We start from the raw sequence: 16,778 nt of genomic DNA on the forward strand, positions 1-16,778 counted from the left end.
CCGCGTCGACCAGGGCGGCGGCTGACCTCGTTCGGTCCTAGCCTGCCCGCCATGAACCGGACGATCGACTGGAACACCGAGCTCGGCGAGCAGCTGACGTTCCACTGGGAACAGCTGCTCCGCCCCCGGCTCGCCGGGCTCACCGACGACGAGTACCTCTGGGAGCCCGTGCCCGGCATGTGGAGCGTGCGCCCCCGGGGCTCCTCGGTGACCCCGCCGGGGGCCGGCTCCGGCGACCGGGTGATCGACTTCGCCTACCCGGTGCCGGAACCGCCCCCGGTCACGACGATCGCCTGGCGGCTGGTGCACGTGATCGTCGGTGTGCTCGGCATGCGGGTGCACGCGCACTTCGACGGCCCACCGGTCGACTACGACTCGCACACCTGCGCCGGGACCGCCGATCTGGCCCTCGCCCAGCTCGACGACGCCTACCGCCGATGGACGGCCGGTGTCGCGGCGCTGGGCACCGCGGGCCTGGCCCGGCCGTGCGGGCCCGCCGAGGGCCCCTACGCCGACGCGCCGATGGCCACGCTGGTCCTGCACATCCACCGCGAGGTCATCCACCACGGCGCCGAGATCGCCCTGCTGCGGGACCTGTACGCGGCCGCGCCGCCGGTACGTGGCTGACCCGGCCGCCGGGCGCCACGCACCGCGTGCATTGTCACCAGTTCCAGTTACGCATGTCGCGCTCCTTTCCCGAATGTGTTCCGACGTTCTCCGCACACGGTCACCAGTTCCAGTTGCGCATGTACCCGATCCCCTTTCGGTGCGTGCCTGCATCCACCCGTTCCCGGGCATTCGTCACCAGTTCCAGTTGCGCATTCCGAGTCACCTCCCCGCGAACGGACCGGGAGCCCCACCCGGTGTCCCGGCGGCCCGGGACGCCGCCGACCGTCACTGTCCGCAGCGTCGACACTCGTCTGGGTGAGGTCCGTGAACAAGGGTAAACACGACTTCGCCATGTCAGGCACACTGTTGATCTTCAGCGGCCGGTTCGCCGCACCGGCCGGACCCACCCGCGGGCCGAGTCCGGCCCCGCTGACCAGCGCCGAGTCCGGGGCCCCGGCCGCTATGCTCGACAAGAGAAACGATCAGAGGTTCGGCACCGTTGTCTGGAGATCCGTCGGCATCCGGCGCCCGGGTACCGGGTTCCGGCGACGCGCCGCGCCGCCCGTCGTTCCGGGGGCTGCCACTGCGTGTACGCGGGCTGCTCGTGGCGGTCGAGCTCACCGCCGTACTGCTGCTGGCGGGCGAGATCGCGCTGCGCGGCCCGGAACTGCTCGAACCGCGATCGTGGATCGTCGTGGCGGCACTTCTCGTGGCGGCCGCGCTGCACGCGGAGCTCTCGCTCGGCGCGGAACGGATGCGCCGCCGGATAGCGGACACCCGCTACATCGACCTGAGCTCGGTGTGGACCTTCGCCGCCGCGCTGGTGCTGCCCGCCGCGCTGGCCGCGGCCACCGTCGTGGCCCTCTACACGCACCTGTACTTCCGGGTGTTCCGCCCGGCCGGGACACCCCCGCACCGGCAGCTGTACTCGACGTCGACCGTCGTGCTCGCGGTGTACCTGGTCGCGATGCTGCGCGGGCTGACCGGGGTGGGCGACGACTACGCCTCGGTCGCCGGCGCCGCCACCCTGGCCGGCTGCCTGCTGGCCTACACGCTGACGAACACCCTGCTGGTGGTCGCGGTGATCCGGCTGTCGCAGCCGCGGTCGTCGTTCCTGGCGATCCTGGCCGGCGGCGAGATCGCGCTCGAGCTGGCGACGCTCAGCCTGGGTGCGCTGGTCGCCGTGGTGGTGCTGCCGGACCACTGGCCGCTGGTCGTCCTGCTGGTGCCGTTGCTGCTGCTGCTCGAACAGACGACGCTGGTCCGCCAGCTGGAGGACAAGGCGAACACCGACCCGAAGACCGGCCTGCTCAACGCCGACGCCTGGCGGGCCCGGGCCACCCGGCTGCTCGCCGGCGCCCGCCGGGACCGGGTCGCCGCCGGGGTGCTGATCCTCGATCTCGACCACTTCAAGGACGTCAACGACCGGCACGGCCACCTGGTCGGGGACGCCGTGCTGGCCTCCATGGCCGAGGTGCTGACCGGTGAGGTCCGCGGCGCCGACGTGGTCGGCCGGTTCGGCGGCGAGGAGTTCGTGGTCGCGATGGGCACGATGAAGCAGGACCCGGCGGCCGGCGCGACCGCGGTGCACGAGATGTGCGAGCGGATCCGGCGCCGGGTGGAGTCGCTCAGCGTGGACGTGCCCTCGCCGACCGGCGACGTGCGGATCGACCGGCTCAGCGTGTCGGTCGGGGCCGCCGTCGCGCCCGGTGCGGGCACCGAGCTCGATCGGCTGCTCGCCGCCGCGGACGAAGCGCTCTACACCGCGAAACGGGCCGGCCGGAACCGGGTCCGGGTGCGCGCGAACGGCGCCGGGCAGGCCGGCCCGGCGCGCTGAGCGGGGCGCGCGGCTACCGCTCCCGGCTGATCCGCTTGAGCACCGGCGGGAGCTCGCCGGAGTGCAGCACGCCGAGCCGCTGGGTGGCCCGGGTGATCGCCACGTAGAGGTCGCTGAGGCCGCGCGGCGACTCGGTGAGCATCTCCTGCGGCTCGACGACGAGCACGGCGTCGAACTCCAGGCCCTTCGATCCGGTCACCGCGAGCACGACGACCGCGGTGTCCAGCTCGTCCGGGTCGGTCGCGGCGTCGATGATCCCGGCGGCGACCAGCGCGTCCCGGGTCTGCTGCAGCCGCGCGGCCGGGACGAGCACCGCCGTCCGGCCCTCGCCGACCGCGTCCCGCTCGGCGACGACCCGGTCGGCCAGCACCCGGTCCCGCTCGGCACCGGCGACCGGCAGCGGCGCCGCCCACGGCGGCACCCCGGTCGAGCGGACCGACGACGGCGGCTGCAGCGACGGGTCGATCTCGGCGAGCACGTCGTCGGCGACGTCGGCGATCTCGGCGGGCGTCCGGTAGTTGACGGTCAGCTGTTCCAGCCGCCAGCGCCGGGCCACGAACGGCGACAGCACCTCGTTCCACGATCCGGCGCCGCCCCGGTCGCCGGTCTGCGCGATGTCCCCGACCAGGGTCATCGACCGGGCGGGCGCCCGGCGCATGACCATCCGCCAGGCCATCGCGGACAGCTCCTGCGCCTCGTCGACGATCACGTGCCCGTAGGTCCACTCGCGGTCCGCGGCGGCCCGCTCGGCGGTGGAGTCGTAGCGGGCGACCTGCATCCGCTCGGCGAGCCGGTCGGCGTCGATGATGTCGGTGGCGCGCAGCAGCTCCGGATCGAGGTCCTCCTCGAGATCGAGCACGTCCAGCACGCCCTGCGCGTACTCGACCTCCTCGCGCAGCGCGGCGGCCTCGGCCGCGGCCTGCGCGGCGCCGTCGTCGCCGAGCAGCTCGGCGGCCTCGTCGAGCAGCGCCACGTCCGCCGCCGACCAGCGCTGCTCGTAGGGCACGTCGGGACCGGGCGCGTCACGCTCCAGCAGCACCCGCTCGTCGGCCGGGATCCGCCGGGCCACCGAGTTCAGCCGCCTGCGGTCGGCGAACAGGTCGGTGAGCAGCTGCTCGGGCGACAGCGTCGGCCACAGCTGCTCCAGCTCCTGCTGCAGCGCCGGCGACTCGGTGAGCTCGTCGCGGATGTCGTCGACGTCGAGCCGGTCCAGCAGCTCCGCGCCGACCCGCCGGGCGACCTGCTGGGCGAGCAGCCGCAGCAGCTCCTTGCGGAACGTCCGGCGGGCCTCGTTGTGCGGCTTGCGGGAGCGCCGCGCGCGGGTCCTGGCCTGGGTGACGGTGTCCCGGTCCAGCACCACCCGCTGCTGCTCGACGACCAGCTCGATCGGCTTGCGCGGCACCTGCTGGCGGTCCCGCACGGCGGCCGCGACGACGGCCGCCATGTCCGCGCGGCCCTTGAGCTCCGCGGTCGCCGGGTCCTCCGGGCGGCGCGCGTCCAGGCCGGGATAGAGCTGGGCGACGGTGCCCAGCACCACCGAGGTCTCCCCCAGCGACGGCAGCACCTGCCCGATGTAGCGCAGGAACGTCGGGTTCGGCCCGACGACGAGCACGCCGCGCCGGGCGAGCCGGTCGCGGTGGGTGTAGAGCAGGTAGGCGGCACGGTGCAGGGCCACCGCCGTCTTGCCGGTGCCCGGCCCGCCCTGCACGACCAGCACCCCGGACGGCTTGGACCGGATGATCCGGTCCTGCTCGCCCTGGATGGTGGCGACGATGTCGCCCATCCGGCCGGTGCGCGCCTCGGACACCGCGGCCAGCAGCGCCGCCTCGCTGGTCAGCCCGGCCCCGGCGCGGGCCCGCTCGTCGTCGTCCATCTCGGCGAGGTTGAGCGGCTCGTCGTCGATCGCGACGACCTGGCGGAGCCGGGTCCGCAGGTGCCTGCGCCGGCGCATGCCCTCCGGGTTCGCCGCCGTCGCGGTGTAGAACGGCCGGGCCGCCGGCGCCCGCCAGTCCATCAGCAGCGGCTCGTACTCGTTCTGCTCGTCGAGCAGGCCGATCCGGCCGACGTAGCGGATCTCGCCGTCGTCGGAGTCCAGCCGGCCGAACGCGAGGCCGTGCTCGGCGGCCCGCAGCGCGGCCAGCCGGTCGGCCAGCAGCGCCGCGGCCGCGTCCCGCTGGGTCAGCGCCTGCGGGGTGCCGACGGTCTCCTCGCGCAGCGTGTCGGCGAGCCGCCGCGCGGTGTCCCGGCGGCGGTCCTCGAGCTGCTCGTAGAGCATGCCGACGTAGGTCTGCTCGTGGAGCAGCTCCGGATCGGTTCCGGCATCGGCCCCCTGGTCGGCGGGAGGACCGACGGACGGGTCGGGCGTGGGTTCGGGCACGGCGCGGGGATCCTCCACCGAGGGGACGAGCACGGTCGCGACGCCTGCCGGTGCGGGCTCCTCCGTGGACCCTGCACCCGTCGGGCGGCGCGACGTATCAACGTACCAGCGCATAGCCGACGACCTGTGGCGGTTCCACCGGTGTCAGCTCACGGCAGTCGCGCCTCGATCCCGTCGAGCACGGTCGTGATCATCGTCCGGTAGTAGTGCACGAACGCCCGCTCGGCGGCGTCCGCGGAGCCGGTGTAGCGGTCGACGTACTCCCCCAGGCCGGTGCCGAAGGCGCTGTCCGGGCCGCGGTCGCGCAGGTTCTGCCGCAGTGCGGCGTGTCCGGCCGCGCCCCCGCCGGGGCTGGTCACCCGGTCGTCCGCGATCGCGATGGTGGTCAGGACCGAGTTCATGAGCAGGGCGAAGACCAGCCCCGCGTCGTCCCCGAAGCCCGCGTCGCGCAGCATCGTGAAGACCGCGTCCATCTGGTCGGCGGCATCGGCGGTGCCGGGGGCCGGCACCCCGTGCCGCAGGATCCACCAGGCGACGCCCGGGTACTCGCGCAGTCGCGCCTCGAGCGGCAGCAGCACCTCGGTGAACCAGCTGCGCCAGTGCGCCCCGGGCGGGACCGGGGCGTCCCGGAACGGCAGCACCCGCAGCACGACCCGCCCGCAGACGGCGTGCCGGTCGCCGATCCGGTGGTAGACCACCGACGGCGAGGTCCCGACCTCGGCGACCAGCTCGCGCATCGTCCAGCCGTGCAGCCCGCGGCTCCGGGTCAGCCGGACGGCGGCGTCCACGATCGCCGCCTCGGGTATGCCCACCCGGTACTTCCTGGCCACCCGGCCCACCTCCGTTCGCCTCGACCGGACCGGTCGGTCCCGGACGGCACGGGACCGATCATGCACTCCGGTGCCGACTGTGCCGCAGATCACTCCGTCCGGCCGGGCAGGTCATGCCACCCTCACAACTCCTAACGTTGTTACAAGCTGGGGGGACGCATGGCCACGGTGCGCGAGCTGGTCGCCCCGGTCCGGGCCCGGCTGGTGCTCGGCGCCGCGCTCGGTGGGCTCGGCGCGGTGGTCGGGGTGCTCCCCGCGATCGCGGTCGCCGAGATCGCCCGGGGGCTGCTGTCCGGCACGACGGCCCTCCTCTGGCCGTGGGCGGTGACGGCCGTCCTGGCGGTACCCGCCGGATCGCTGCTGACGTTCGCCGGGATCGGCGTCACCCACCGGGCCGACGCCCGGTTCCGGCTGCTCACCCGGCGCCGGATCGTGCAGCATCTCGCGCGGCTGCCGCTGGGCTGGTTCGGGCAGCACGGCTCCGGCGCGGTGAAGAAGGCGGTCGCCGACGACGTCCTGCGGATGCACACCCTGGTCGCACACACCACGGTCGACGCGGTGGCCGCCGTCGTCGGGCCGCTGACCGCGCTCGGGTACCTGGCCTGGCTGGACTGGCGGTTCACGGTGCTCGTCCTGCTGTACCTCGCCGGGGTCGTCGCCGCACTGACCCCGGCCTTCCGCCGCGCGGGCCGGGAGCACGCCGAGGACCACGAGCGGGCGACCACCCGGCTGGGGGCGGCCGCCGTCGAGCTCGGCGACGGCGTCGAGGTGGTCAAGACCTACGGCAGCGGCTCCGGCGTGTTCCGCCGGTTCACCGACGCCGTCGATCGCGTCTCCGAGGTCACGCTGCGTTGGATGTCGATCATCGGCGTGCCCTACACGGCGCTGACGATCCTGTTGTCCCCCGCCGCACTGCTGCTCTGGATCACCTCGACCGGAACGCTGTTCGTGCTGCTGGGCTGGGCGTCCGCCGGGACCGTCGCCGGCGTGCTGGCCGTGGCGATCGGGCTGCCGTCCGGGATCGAGCAGCTGATCCGGCTCGGCTACCACGTCGACGACGCCCGCCGCGGAGCCGCCGAGATCGGCCGGGTGCTCGACCAGCCGCCGCTCCCCGAGCCCGCCGACCCGCGGCCCCCGGGCGACGGCCGGGTCGAGTTCCGCGACGTCGGCCTCGTCCACGACGACGGCACCCGCGCCCTGGACGGCGTCTCGCTCGTCCTGGAACCCGGCACCTGCACCGCCGTGGTCGGCGCCTCGGGCGCGGGGAAGAGCAGCCTGGCCGGGCTGCTGCCGCGGTTCCGGGACGTGACCGAGGGCGCCGTCCTGATCGGCGGGGTGGACGTCCGGGAGATCGCCGCCCGGGACCTGCTCGGCTCGGTCTCGTTCGTCTTCCAGGACACGGTCCTGCTGCGCGACACGGTGCGCGCGAACATCCGGCTCGGGCGGCCCGGCGCGGACGACGCCGACGTCGAGACCGCGGCCCGGGCGGCCCTGATCCACGACCGGATCGTCCGGCTGCCGCAGGGCTACGACACGGTGCTCGACGGCCGTGGCGGCGGGCTCTCCGGCGGTGAGGCGCAGCGGGTCGCCGTGGCCAGGGCGATCCTGCAGGACGCACCGCTGGTCGTGCTCGACGAGGCCACCGCGCACGCCGACCCGCAGAGCGAGGCGGCCGTGCAGGAGGCGCTGCGCCGGCTCGTCCGCGGCCGCACCGCCCTGGTCATCGCGCACCGGCTGCACACGATCACCTCCGCGGACCGGATCGTGCTGCTCGACGCCGGCCGGATCGCCGAGCAGGGCACCCACGCCGAGCTGCTCGCCCGGGACGGCCGCTACGCCCGGATGTGGCGGCTCGCGCGGCGACCCGCCGTCCTCGGGAGCGCCGGATGAGCACCGTGAGCAGGCTCGAGGAGCTCACCGGTCCCACCGGACTGCGCCGGCAGATCGCCGGGTACGCCGTCGCCGGGTTGCTGCAGGGCACCGCGATCGCCGCCCTCGTCCCGATCCTGCGCGCGCTCGGCTCCGCCGACCCGGCCGCCGCCGTGGCGTGGCTGGCCGGATCGGCGGCGGCCTTCACCGGGTACGCCGTGGTGCTCGCCCGGACGAACCGGCGCGGTGACCGGATCGGCGTGTACACCGTCAGCGACCGGCTGGCGAAGCTGCTCGCCGCCCGCGTCGTGCAGCTCCCGCTGGGCTGGTTCGGTGCCGACCGCACCGGCTCGCTCGCGGTGCGCGTCCGGGCCGCGCAGGAGATCGGCGGTTACCCGGCCATGGTGCTCCAGCAGGTCACCGGTGCACTCAGCACACCGCTGCCGGTGCTCGTCGCCGCCGCCGTCGTCGACTGGCGGGCCGCGCTCGCGTTCGTCGTGCTCACCCCGCTCGGGCTGCTCGCGTTCCGCTGGATCCGGCGCAGCACCCGACCAGCCCGGGAGGAGGAGGCCGCGGCACTGACCGAGGTGGCCGACCGGGTGCTGGAGTTCGCCAGGGCCCAGCCGGTGCTGCGGGCGACCGGCAGCACCGGCACCGGCCTGGCCAACCTGGACGCCGGCCTGCGCGCCGACCGGCACGCGACGCTGCGGGTGCTCTCCCGGCAGAGCCACCCCGGTCTGGCCTACGCGCTCGTCGTGCAGACCGGGCTCGCGCTGGGTGTGCTCGTCGCCTGCCTGCTGCTCACCGCCGGGACGATCGACCCGGCGGCCGGTGCCGCGCTGCTGGTGCTCGCCGTGCGGTTCGCCGAGCCGCTGACCCTCGCCGGCTTCTACGGCACCGGGCTCCAGGTCGCCGCGAACGGGCTGCGCGGCATCCGGGAGGTGGTCGGGACCCCGGCCCTGCCCGAGCCGGAGTGTCCGCGGGAACCGGCGGGCGCCGGGATCGAGTTCTCCGACGTCACGTTCGGCTATCCCGGCGGGGATCCGGTGCTGCGCGGCTTCTCGCTGGTCTGTGCACCCGGCACGATGACCGCGCTGGTGGGCCCCTCGGGCGCCGGGAAGACCACGGTGACCCGGCTGGTCGCCCGCTTCTTCGACGTCGACGCCGGTGCCGTCCGGATCGGCGGGACCGACGTCCGGGACATGACCACCGCGACCCTGATGCGCCAGGTCGCCATGGTGTTCCAGGACGTCTACCTGTTCGACGCGACGATCGAGGAGAACGTCCGGCTCGGCCGGCCGGACGCGACCGACGCCGAGGTCCGGGCCGCCGCCCGGGCGGCCCGGCTCGACGAGGTCGTCGAGCGGCTCCCGCTGGGCTGGGCCACCACCGTCGGCGAGGCGGGTGGGCGGCTCTCCGGCGGGGAGCGGCAGCGCGTCTCGATCGCCCGCGCCCTGCTCAAGGACGCGCCGGTGGTGCTGCTCGACGAGATCACCGCGGCGCTCGACGTGGAGAACGTGGCCGCCGTCGCCGAGGCGCTCGGCCGGCTGGCCGGGGACCGCACCGTGCTGGTGGTCGCGCACCGGCTCACGACGATCGCGGCGGCCGACCGGATCGCCGTGCTCGCCGACGGCGGGATCGCCGAGCTCGGCACGCACTCGGAGCTGGCCGCCGCCGGCGGTCGCTACGCCGGCTACCTGGCCCCGGCCGTCCCGGCGCACCCCGCGGAGGACCCCCGGTGACCGGCAGCGGGCCCGGGTGCGGGCGCCGCGGCCGGCCTCAGCCGCGCTGGCGCGGCGCCCGCCCGGCCGGCTGCTCCACCGGCTCCACCCACTCGGTGGTCGGCGTCGGGGCGGTCACCGGGCCCTCGCCGTCCAGCGCGATCGGCTCGTCGTGGTGCCGCAACCGCATCGGCGCGCCGTCGAGCAGCTGGTACTCGACCTCGTCCGGGGTGATCGTGACCCGGAGCCTGCGGCCCTGCCACTTGAGCCCGAACGAGATCCGGGACAGCGACGGCGGGAGCACCGGCGCGAACGACAGGCCGTCGGCCTCGCAGCGCATCCCGCCGAAGCCCAGCACCACCGCCGACCAGGTGCCCGCCATGGACGCGATGTGCATGCCGTGGTCGGTGTTGCCGGCCAGGTCCTGCAGGTCGACCAGGGCCGCCTCGGCGAGGTACTGGTGGGCCAGCTCCAGGTGCCCGGTGCGGGCGGCGAGCACCGCCTGGGTGCACGCCGACAGCGACGAGTCCCGCACCGTGATCGCCTCGTAGTAGGCGAAGTTGCGGCGCTTCTGCTCCTCGGTGAACTCGTCCGGGAAGATCTGCATCGCCAGCACGAGATCGGCCTGCTTGACGACCTGCTTGCGGTACAGGTCGAAGTACGGGTAGTTCAGCAGCAGCGGGTACCGCTCGGCCGGGGTGTCGTCGAAGTTCCACCGCTGGTGGTCGGTGAAGCCCTCGGACTGCGGGTGCACGCCGAGCCGGGAGTCGAACGGGATCAGCATCGCGGTCGCCGCGTCCCGCCAGGAGGCGATCTCCTCGGAGTCGACGCCCAGCCGGGCCGCCGACCGCGGGTGCTTGGCCGCGACCTCCGCGGCGTAGCGCAGGTTCTGCCGGGCCATCAGGTTGGTGTAGACGTTGTTGTCGGCGATCGAGGAGTACTCGTCCGGCCCGGTCACGCCGTCGATCCGGAAGTTCCCGGCCGAGTCGTGGTGGCCCAGCGAGCGCCACAGCCGCGCGGTCGCGACCAGCAGCTCCAGCCCGACCTCCAGCTCGAACTTGGTGTCGCCGGTCGCCGCGACGTGCCGCTTCACCGCGTCCGCGATGTCGGCGTTGATGTGGAACGCCGCGGTGCCGGCCGGCCAGTAGCCCGAGCACTCGTGCCCGCGGATCGTCCGCCACGGGAACGCGGCGCCCTTGAGGCCGAGCGTCTCGGCCCGCTCGAACGCCTGCGGCAGGATCGAGCGGCGCCAGCGCAGCGCGTCCGCCGCCGCGTCCGGCGCGACGAACGACAGCACCTGCAGGCAGAACGTCTCGGTGTCCCAGAAGGTGTGGCCGTCGTAGCCGTCGCCGGTCAGGCCCTTGGCCGGGATGCAGCGCCGCTCGGCGCGGGCACCGGCCTGCAGGATGTGGAACGTCGCGAGCCGCACCGCCTGCTGCAGCTCGGCGTCGCCGTCGATCTCGACGTCGGCGGTGGCCCAGAAGTCGTCGAGGTACTCGCGCTGCTCGCGGACCAGGCCGTCCCAGCCGGTGTAGCGGGCCGCGGCGATGGCCGCCCGGACCTGGTCGTAGACCGCGGGCAGGCTGCGCCGCGACGACCAGCCGTAGGACAGGTACTTGACGACGCGCAGCGTCTCCCCCGGCCGGACCCGGGCGATGATCGTGGTGCGGGCCAGGTCCTCGTTCGCGTCGGTGCTGACCTGGATGCCCTCCGGGCCGCTGACCTCGTGCTCCATCGCGGCGCCGCAGCGCAGGCCGGACTTGCGGGTGGAGTGCACCAGGGTCGCGCCGGCGTCACCGGCCCGGGACTGCTCGGGCTCCAGGACGTTGTCCAGCGCGGTGTCCAGCCGCGGATCGTCGGCGTCGCGGCCGGGGAGCTGCTCGTTGGCGACCAGCTCGGACTGCAGCACCAGCAGCGCGCCGTCGTTCTCGTCGCCGGTGCCGTTGCTGACCAGCTCGACCTCGTAGCAGATCGCGGCGATCGCCCGCTGGGTCAGCGACACCAGCCGGGTCGAGCGCACCTTGACCGCGCGGCCGGCCGGCGACTCCCACTCGACGTCGCGCTCCAGGGTCCCGGCCTGCATGTCGAGCACCCGCTCGTGCCGGCGCAGGGTGCCGTAGCGCAGGTCGAACGGCTCGTCGTCGACCAGCAGCCGGATCAGCTTGCCGTTGGTGACGTTGACGATCGTCTGCCCGGACTCCGGGTAGCCGTAGCCGCCCTCGGCGTAGGGCAGCGGGCGCACCTCGTAGAACGAGTTCAGGTAGGTGCCGGGCAGCACGTGCGGCTCGCCCTCGTCGAGATTGCCGCGCAGGCCGATGTGCCCGTTGGACAGGGCGAACACCGACTCGGTCTGGCCCATCGCGTCCAGGTCGAGGCGCGGCTCACGGATCACCCACGGCTCGGTGGTGAACGTGGGCAGGTGGTCGGGCTTCACGAGCGCTCCAGCAGGTCGGCGAGATCGGTGACGACGACGTCCGCGCCGTGCTCACGCAGCGCGGCGGCCTGGTCGAGGCGGTCGACGCCGATGACGGCGCCGAAGCCTCCCGCGTGGCCGGCCTGCACGCCGGCCAGCGCGTCCTCGAACACCACGGCGGCGGACCGGTCGACGTCGAGGTCCGCGGCGGCGGCGATGAAGGTGTCGGGGGCCGGCTTGCCGGGCAGCCCGCGCTCCCGGGCGGTGACGCCGTCGACCCGGTGGTCGATGAACGTCTCCAGCCCGGTGACCCGCAGGATCTGCTCGGCGTTCGCCGACGAGGAGACGACGGCGGTGACCAGCCCGGCCTCCCGCACCGCCTCCAGGTAGCGGCGCGATCCGGGGTACACCCGGACGCCCTCGGTGATCTTGACCTGGACCAGGTCGTTCTTGCGGGTCGACAGGCCCCAGAGGGTCTCGGTGTCGGCGTCGTCGTCCGGGGTGCCCTCGGGCAGCGCCACCCCGCGCGAGGCGAGGAAGCTGCGGGTCCCCTCCAGGCGCGGCTTGCCGTCCACGTACGGGCCGTAGTCGGCGGCGACGTCGAACGGGGTGAAGTCCTCCCCGTCCCGGCGTCGCAGGTACTCGTCGAACATCTGCTTCCACGCCGCGGCGTGGACGCTCGCGGTGTCGGTCAGCACGCCGTCGAGATCGAACAGGCACGCGCGTGCGCCGTCGGGCAACCCCAGCATGGCGCGCACGCTATCCGGATCGATGAAGGTCCGTCGCCCCCGGGAGTGCCCCGGGTACCCGCGAATCGGAGATCACAACCCTGCCGGGGCGTCCAGCGGCAGGCTGAACAGGACGAACGGGGCACGGGTGGCGTGGGTGACCTCGATCCGGCAACCCGGTCCCTCCGGCGGGGTGACGAGCTGCACGTGCACCGCGCCGCCGCCGGGCACCGGCTCGATCTCCTCCTGCACGGCGCGGCGCACCGCGGCCAGCACGGACAGCGGCGGCACCGCGGCACCCGGGTCGACGCCCGCGGCGGCCGGGTCGTCGATCTCGGCGGTCAGCCGGGCGCCGAACCGGGTCCGCTCGATCTGCAGGTACGCCCGGACCGCGGCCAGCTCCTCGTCCAGCCGGATCGCGGGCTCCTCGGCCCGGTCGGCCGCCCGGGACAGGTCGGCGAAGCCGAGCAGCAGCTCGCGGGCCCGCGGCGGGTCGGTGCGCACCAGCGAGGCGATCGTGTTCAGCGTGTTGTAGACGAAGTGCTGCTCCAGCCGCCGGGACAGCGGGCCGTGCCAGGTGCCCGCGGGCCCGGGCTCGGCCCCGGGCTCGGTCCCGGCCGGCGCCGGCGCGGGCGCGGGCTCGGCGGGGGCGGCGGGGGCGGCCGGGACGGTCGCGGCTGCGGCCGGCACCTCGAACAGCTCGTCGTCCTGCTCGTCGGCCGGCACCAGCCCCCGCCAGGACGGCAGCGCGAGCAGCCCGGCCGCCGTCCGGCCGCGGTGCTCGACCGCGCAGGCCAGCCCGGGCGCCAGCCACCGGGCGTCCGCGGCGACGCCGTCCGGGACCCCGGCCGGCGGCGCGCCGGGCGCGGCGGCGCGGACGGTGCGCGCGTCGGCGTCCGCGGCGCCGATCCCGACCCGGCCGACGTACTGCGGGCCCTCCGGCCCGGGCAGCGCCAGCAGCACCGCGGCGATCCGGTCCGGCCGCCCGGGTGCGGGCACCCAGCCCGCGACCAGCGCCTGCCTGCGCCTGCGCAGCGGCACCCGCAGCCAGTTCCGGGTCCGCCTGCCCGGCTGGTACGGCACGTCGAGCCGCTTCAGGTGCAGCCCGTCCAGCCCGTACTGCTCGGCGGTGCGTACCACCAGGTCGGCCTCGTCCAGCCCGAACGACGGCGGCACCAGGATCGCCGGACCGGCCAGCGCCAGCTCCTCCAGCTCCGCCCGCCGGCGCCGGTAGGGCAGCTCCAGCACCCGCCGCCCGTCGCACCAGAGCAGGTCGGTCACCACGTAGCCGACCGGGACCTCGGCGCGCAGCGCGGCGTCCGGCGCGAGCGTCGCGGTGCGGCGCAGCAGCGGCCCGCGCGACGGGCGGCCCGCCTCGTCCAGGGCGACCACGGTGCCGTCGAGGACCAGCCCGCCCGGCGGCGCCTGAGCGGCCAGCACGCCGAGCTCGGGGAACGACCCGGTGACGCTGCGCGCCGTCGACGACAGCAACCGGACCCGCCCGCGGCTGACGTAGGCGACGCAGCGGTGGCCCTCCCAGCCGAACTCGACGGCCCACCGCGCGGGATCGGTCGCGTCGGACAGCTCGCCGGTCGCGGGCAGCATCGGCGGGACGAGTTCGGGCATGGTCGGGCGGGACCCGCCCGACACCCCACCCCCGGTCACGGGCCCACGGTAGTCGGGCCGACGGCGCCGGGTTCCAGCCGCGGTCGCCGCGTCCGGGCCACCAGGCACAATCGGGGCCATCATGACGCTCACCGACCGGCTCCCCCGCAGCTCCGGCCCCGACGACCCGATCGACCCCGCCGACCTGGTGGAGATCTTCGCCGACTGGGCGTTCGACGAGCGCGGGCTGTCGCTGTACCCGGCGCAGGAGGAGGCGCTGCTGGAGCTGGTGACCGGCGCGAACGTCATCCTGTCCACCCCGACCGGCTCCGGGAAGTCGCTGGTCGCGATGGGCGCGCACGCCGCGGCGCTGGCCCGCGGCGAGCGCACCTTCTACACCGCGCCGATCAAGGCGCTGGTCAGCGAGAAGTTCTTCGCGCTGTGCGAGGTGTTCGGCGCGGACAAGGTCGGCATGCTGACCGGCGACGCCGCGGTGAACGAGAAGGCACCGATCATCTGCTGCACCGCCGAGATCCTGGCGAACCTGGCGCTGCGTACCGGGTCCGGCGCCGACGTCGGCTCCGTGGTGATGGACGAGTTCCACTTCTACGCCGACCCGTCCCGCGGCTGGGCCTGGCAGGTGCCGATCGTGGAGCTCCCGCAGGCCCAGTTCCTGCTGATGAGCGCCACCCTGGGCGACACGTCGTTCTTCGCCGAGGACCTGACCCGGCGCACCGGCCGGGAGACCGCCGAGATCACCTCGGTGGACCGGCCGGTGCCGCTGCACTTCCGCTACGTCGTCGAGCCGCTGCACGAGACGATCGCCGAGCTGCTCGCCACCCGCGAGGCGCCGGTCTACATCGTCCACTTCACCCAGCAGGCCGCCGTCGAGCGGGCGCAGGCGCTGATGAGCGTCAACGTCACCTCCCGGGAGGACAAGGCGGCCATCGCCGAGACGATCGGCGCGTTCCGGTTCACCTCCGGGTTCGGCCGCACGCTGTCCCGGCTGGTCCGGCACGGCATCGGCGTGCACCACGCCGGGATGCTGCCCCGCTACCGGCGGCTCGTGGAGACCCTCGCCCAGGCCGGCCTGCTCAAGGTCATCTGCGGCACCGACACGCTCGGCGTCGGCATCAACGTGCCGATCCGCACGGTGCTGTTCACCGCGCTGTCCAAGTACGACGGCCGCCGGGTCCGCCCGCTCAAGGCCCGCGAGTTCCACCAGATCGCCGGCCGCGCCGGCCGCGCCGGGTACGACACCGTCGGCACCGTCGTCGCCCAGGCCCCCGAACACGACATCGAGAACGCGAAGGCGCTCGCCAAGGCGGGCGACGACCCGAAGAAGCGCCGGAAGGTCCAGCGCAAGCAGCCGCCGGAGGGCTTCGTCGGCTGGTCCCAGACGTCGTTCGAGAAGCTGCAGCAGGCCCGGCCCGAGCCGCTGACCAGCCACTTCGAGGTCACCCACGCGATGCTGCTGAACGTGATCTCGCGCGGCGGCGACACCTACGCCGCGATGCGGCACCTGCTCACCGACAACCACGAGCCGCGCCGCCGCCAGCTCCGGCACATGCTGCGGGCGATCGCGATCTACCGGGCGCTGCGCAGCGCGGGCGTCGTCGAGGAGTACACCGTGGAGGGCGCCGCCCGGCCCCGCGCCCGGGTCGTCGACGAGCTGCAGCTGGACTTCGCGCTCAACCAGCCGCTGTCGCCGTTCGCGCTCGCCGTGTTCGAGCTGCTCGACCAGGAGTCCCCGGACTACGCCCTGGACGTGCTGTCGGTCGTCGAGTCCACGCTGGACGACCCGCGCCAGATCCTGGCCGCCCAGCAGAACAAGGCCCGCGGCGAGGCGGTCGCGGCGATGAAGGCCGACGGCATCGAGTACGAGGAGCGGATGGCCCGGCTGGAGGAGGTCACCCACCCCAAGCCGCTCGACGAGATGCTGCACGCGGCGCTGGAGACCTACCGGCGCGGCGCACCGTGGGTGGCCGACGCCGTGCTCTCGCCGAAGTCCGTGGTGCGCGACATGAGCGAGCGGGCGATGACGTTCACCGAGTACGTCTCGCACTACCAGCTCGCCCGCTCCGAGGGGCTGGTGCTGCGCTACCTCGCCGACGCCTATCGGGCGCTGCGCCAGACCGTGCCCGAGCACGCCCGCACCGAGGAGCTCACCGACCTGATCGAGTGGCTCGGTGAGCTGGTCCGGCAGACCGACTCCTCGCTGCTCGACGAGTGGGAGAAGCTCGCCGCAGGCGCCGACACCGGGGACGGCGAGATCACCCCGCCCGGCGCGGACGTCGGGCTCGCCGCACCGGCCGGGGTCACCGGCAACGCGCGGGCGTTCCGGGTGCTGGTCCGCAACGCGCTGTTCCGCCGGGTGGAGCTGCTGGCGCTGGGCCGCTACGAGGAGCTCGGCGCGCTCGACGGCGAGGCGGGCTGGACGGCGCAGCGGTGGCGGGACGCGGTGGCGCCCTACTTCGCGGTGCACGACCGGATCGGCTTCGGGCCGGAGGCCCGCGGGCCCGCGCTGTTCGACCTCACCGAGGAGGCCGACCGCTGGCTGGTCCGCCAGGTGCTCGACGACCCGGCGGGCGACCGGGACTGGGCGATCACCGCCGAGATCGATCTCGCGGCCTCGGACGAGGCCGGGGAGGCCGTCGTCTGGGTGACGGGAGTGACCGACGGGTCACCGTCCGACGTGTACGACCCGCAGGCGTAACCCGGTCGGCCCCATCGGACGGGCCGCATCGGTTACGGTGTTCCACGATCGAGAGGGCAGTCCCTCCACCGGA

Annotated in this window: 10 protein-coding genes; 5 read left to right on the plus strand and 5 right to left on the minus strand. The window is 74.6% G+C overall.

Features of this window, described 5'->3' with window-relative positions; genetic code table 11:
* The first annotated feature begins 51 nt into the window (after positions 1 to 51).
* Both ABD160_RS01765 and ABD160_RS01770 read left to right on the plus strand, forming a co-directional pair.
* The gene (locus ABD160_RS01765; protein ID WP_344017765.1) at positions 52 to 627 is read left to right on the plus strand and encodes a DinB family protein; all 576 of its coding nucleotides are present in this window, start codon (positions 52 to 54) and stop codon (positions 625 to 627) included.
* A 586-nt stretch (positions 628 to 1,213) separates the two neighbouring features.
* A complete protein-coding gene (locus ABD160_RS01770) occupies positions 1,214 to 2,446 on the plus strand; it encodes a GGDEF domain-containing protein (protein ID WP_344017766.1) in 1,233 nt (410 codons plus the stop codon).
* 13 nt (positions 2,447 to 2,459) lie between these two features.
* Here the strand turns inward: ABD160_RS01770 and ABD160_RS01775 are convergent, their stop codons facing one another.
* Both ABD160_RS01775 and ABD160_RS01780 read right to left on the minus strand, forming a co-directional pair.
* On the minus strand, positions 2,460 to 4,721 hold the full coding sequence (locus ABD160_RS01775) for a HelD family protein (protein WP_344018005.1): 2,262 nt from the start codon (positions 4,719 to 4,721) through the stop codon (positions 2,460 to 2,462).
* Positions 4,722 to 4,972: 251 nt separating this feature from the next.
* Positions 4,973 to 5,653 (minus strand): TetR/AcrR family transcriptional regulator, encoded by a 681-nt coding sequence (locus ABD160_RS01780; RefSeq protein ID WP_344017767.1) that lies wholly within the window; start codon positions 5,651 to 5,653, stop codon positions 4,973 to 4,975.
* Positions 5,654 to 5,812: 159 nt separating this feature from the next.
* On the opposite strand from ABD160_RS01780, the gene ABD160_RS01785 reads away from it, so the two are divergent.
* Together ABD160_RS01785 and ABD160_RS01790 are read left to right on the plus strand one after the other, a co-directional pair.
* The gene (locus ABD160_RS01785; protein ID WP_344017768.1) at positions 5,813 to 7,543 is read left to right on the plus strand and encodes an ABC transporter ATP-binding protein; all 1,731 of its coding nucleotides are present in this window, start codon (positions 5,813 to 5,815) and stop codon (positions 7,541 to 7,543) included.
* The gene (locus ABD160_RS01790) at positions 7,540 to 9,264 is read left to right on the plus strand and encodes an ABC transporter ATP-binding protein (protein WP_344017769.1); all 1,725 of its coding nucleotides are present in this window, start codon (positions 7,540 to 7,542) and stop codon (positions 9,262 to 9,264) included. The genes ABD160_RS01785 and ABD160_RS01790 overlap by 4 nt, the downstream gene beginning before the upstream one ends.
* 37 nt (positions 9,265 to 9,301) lie before the next feature.
* Here ABD160_RS01790 and ABD160_RS01795 read toward each other — a convergent pair whose 3' ends face one another.
* From ABD160_RS01795 to ABD160_RS01805, 3 genes are all read right to left on the minus strand, one after another.
* Positions 9,302 to 11,677, minus strand: coding sequence for a glycoside hydrolase family 65 protein (locus tag ABD160_RS01795; RefSeq protein ID WP_344017770.1), 2,376 nt, complete (start codon positions 11,675 to 11,677; stop codon positions 9,302 to 9,304).
* Positions 11,674 to 12,405 carry a beta-phosphoglucomutase family hydrolase gene (locus ABD160_RS01800; RefSeq protein WP_344017772.1) on the minus strand — a complete coding sequence of 244 codons (732 nt, stop codon included), beginning with the start codon at positions 12,403 to 12,405 and terminating at the stop codon, positions 11,674 to 11,676. The genes ABD160_RS01795 and ABD160_RS01800 overlap by 4 nt, the downstream gene beginning before the upstream one ends.
* 72 nt (positions 12,406 to 12,477) lie before the next feature.
* A complete protein-coding gene (locus tag ABD160_RS01805) occupies positions 12,478 to 14,049 on the minus strand; it encodes an ATP-dependent DNA ligase (RefSeq protein ID WP_344017774.1) in 1,572 nt (523 codons plus the stop codon).
* 82 nt (positions 14,050 to 14,131) lie between these two features.
* On the opposite strand from ABD160_RS01805, the gene ABD160_RS01810 reads away from it, so the two are divergent.
* Positions 14,132 to 16,705: a DEAD/DEAH box helicase gene (locus tag ABD160_RS01810; RefSeq protein ID WP_344017776.1), complete on the plus strand. Its 2,574-nt coding sequence runs from the start codon at positions 14,132 to 14,134 to the stop codon at positions 16,703 to 16,705.
* Positions 16,706 to 16,778 lie beyond the last annotated feature (73 nt).

Origin of the sequence: Pseudonocardia kongjuensis, assembly GCF_039526905.1 — a bacterium.
In the GTDB taxonomy this organism is placed as follows: domain Bacteria; phylum Actinomycetota; class Actinomycetes; order Mycobacteriales; family Pseudonocardiaceae; genus Pseudonocardia; species Pseudonocardia kongjuensis.

Coding starts and splice junctions, on each gene's coding strand:
- ABD160_RS01810 (WP_344017776.1), top strand. CDS start 14,132: ATGACGCTCACCGACCGGCTCCCCCGCAGCTCCGGCCCCGACGACCCG.
- ABD160_RS01790 (WP_344017769.1), top strand. CDS start 7,540: ATGAGCACCGTGAGCAGGCTCGAGGAGCTCACCGGTCCCACCGGACTG.
- ABD160_RS01800 (WP_344017772.1), bottom strand. CDS start 12,405: ATGCTGGGGTTGCCCGACGGCGCACGCGCGTGCCTGTTCGATCTCGAC.
- ABD160_RS01765 (WP_344017765.1), top strand. CDS start 52: ATGAACCGGACGATCGACTGGAACACCGAGCTCGGCGAGCAGCTGACG.
- ABD160_RS01785 (WP_344017768.1), top strand. CDS start 5,813: ATGGCCACGGTGCGCGAGCTGGTCGCCCCGGTCCGGGCCCGGCTGGTG.
- ABD160_RS01775 (WP_344018005.1), bottom strand. CDS start 4,721: ATGCTCTACGAGCAGCTCGAGGACCGCCGCCGGGACACCGCGCGGCGG.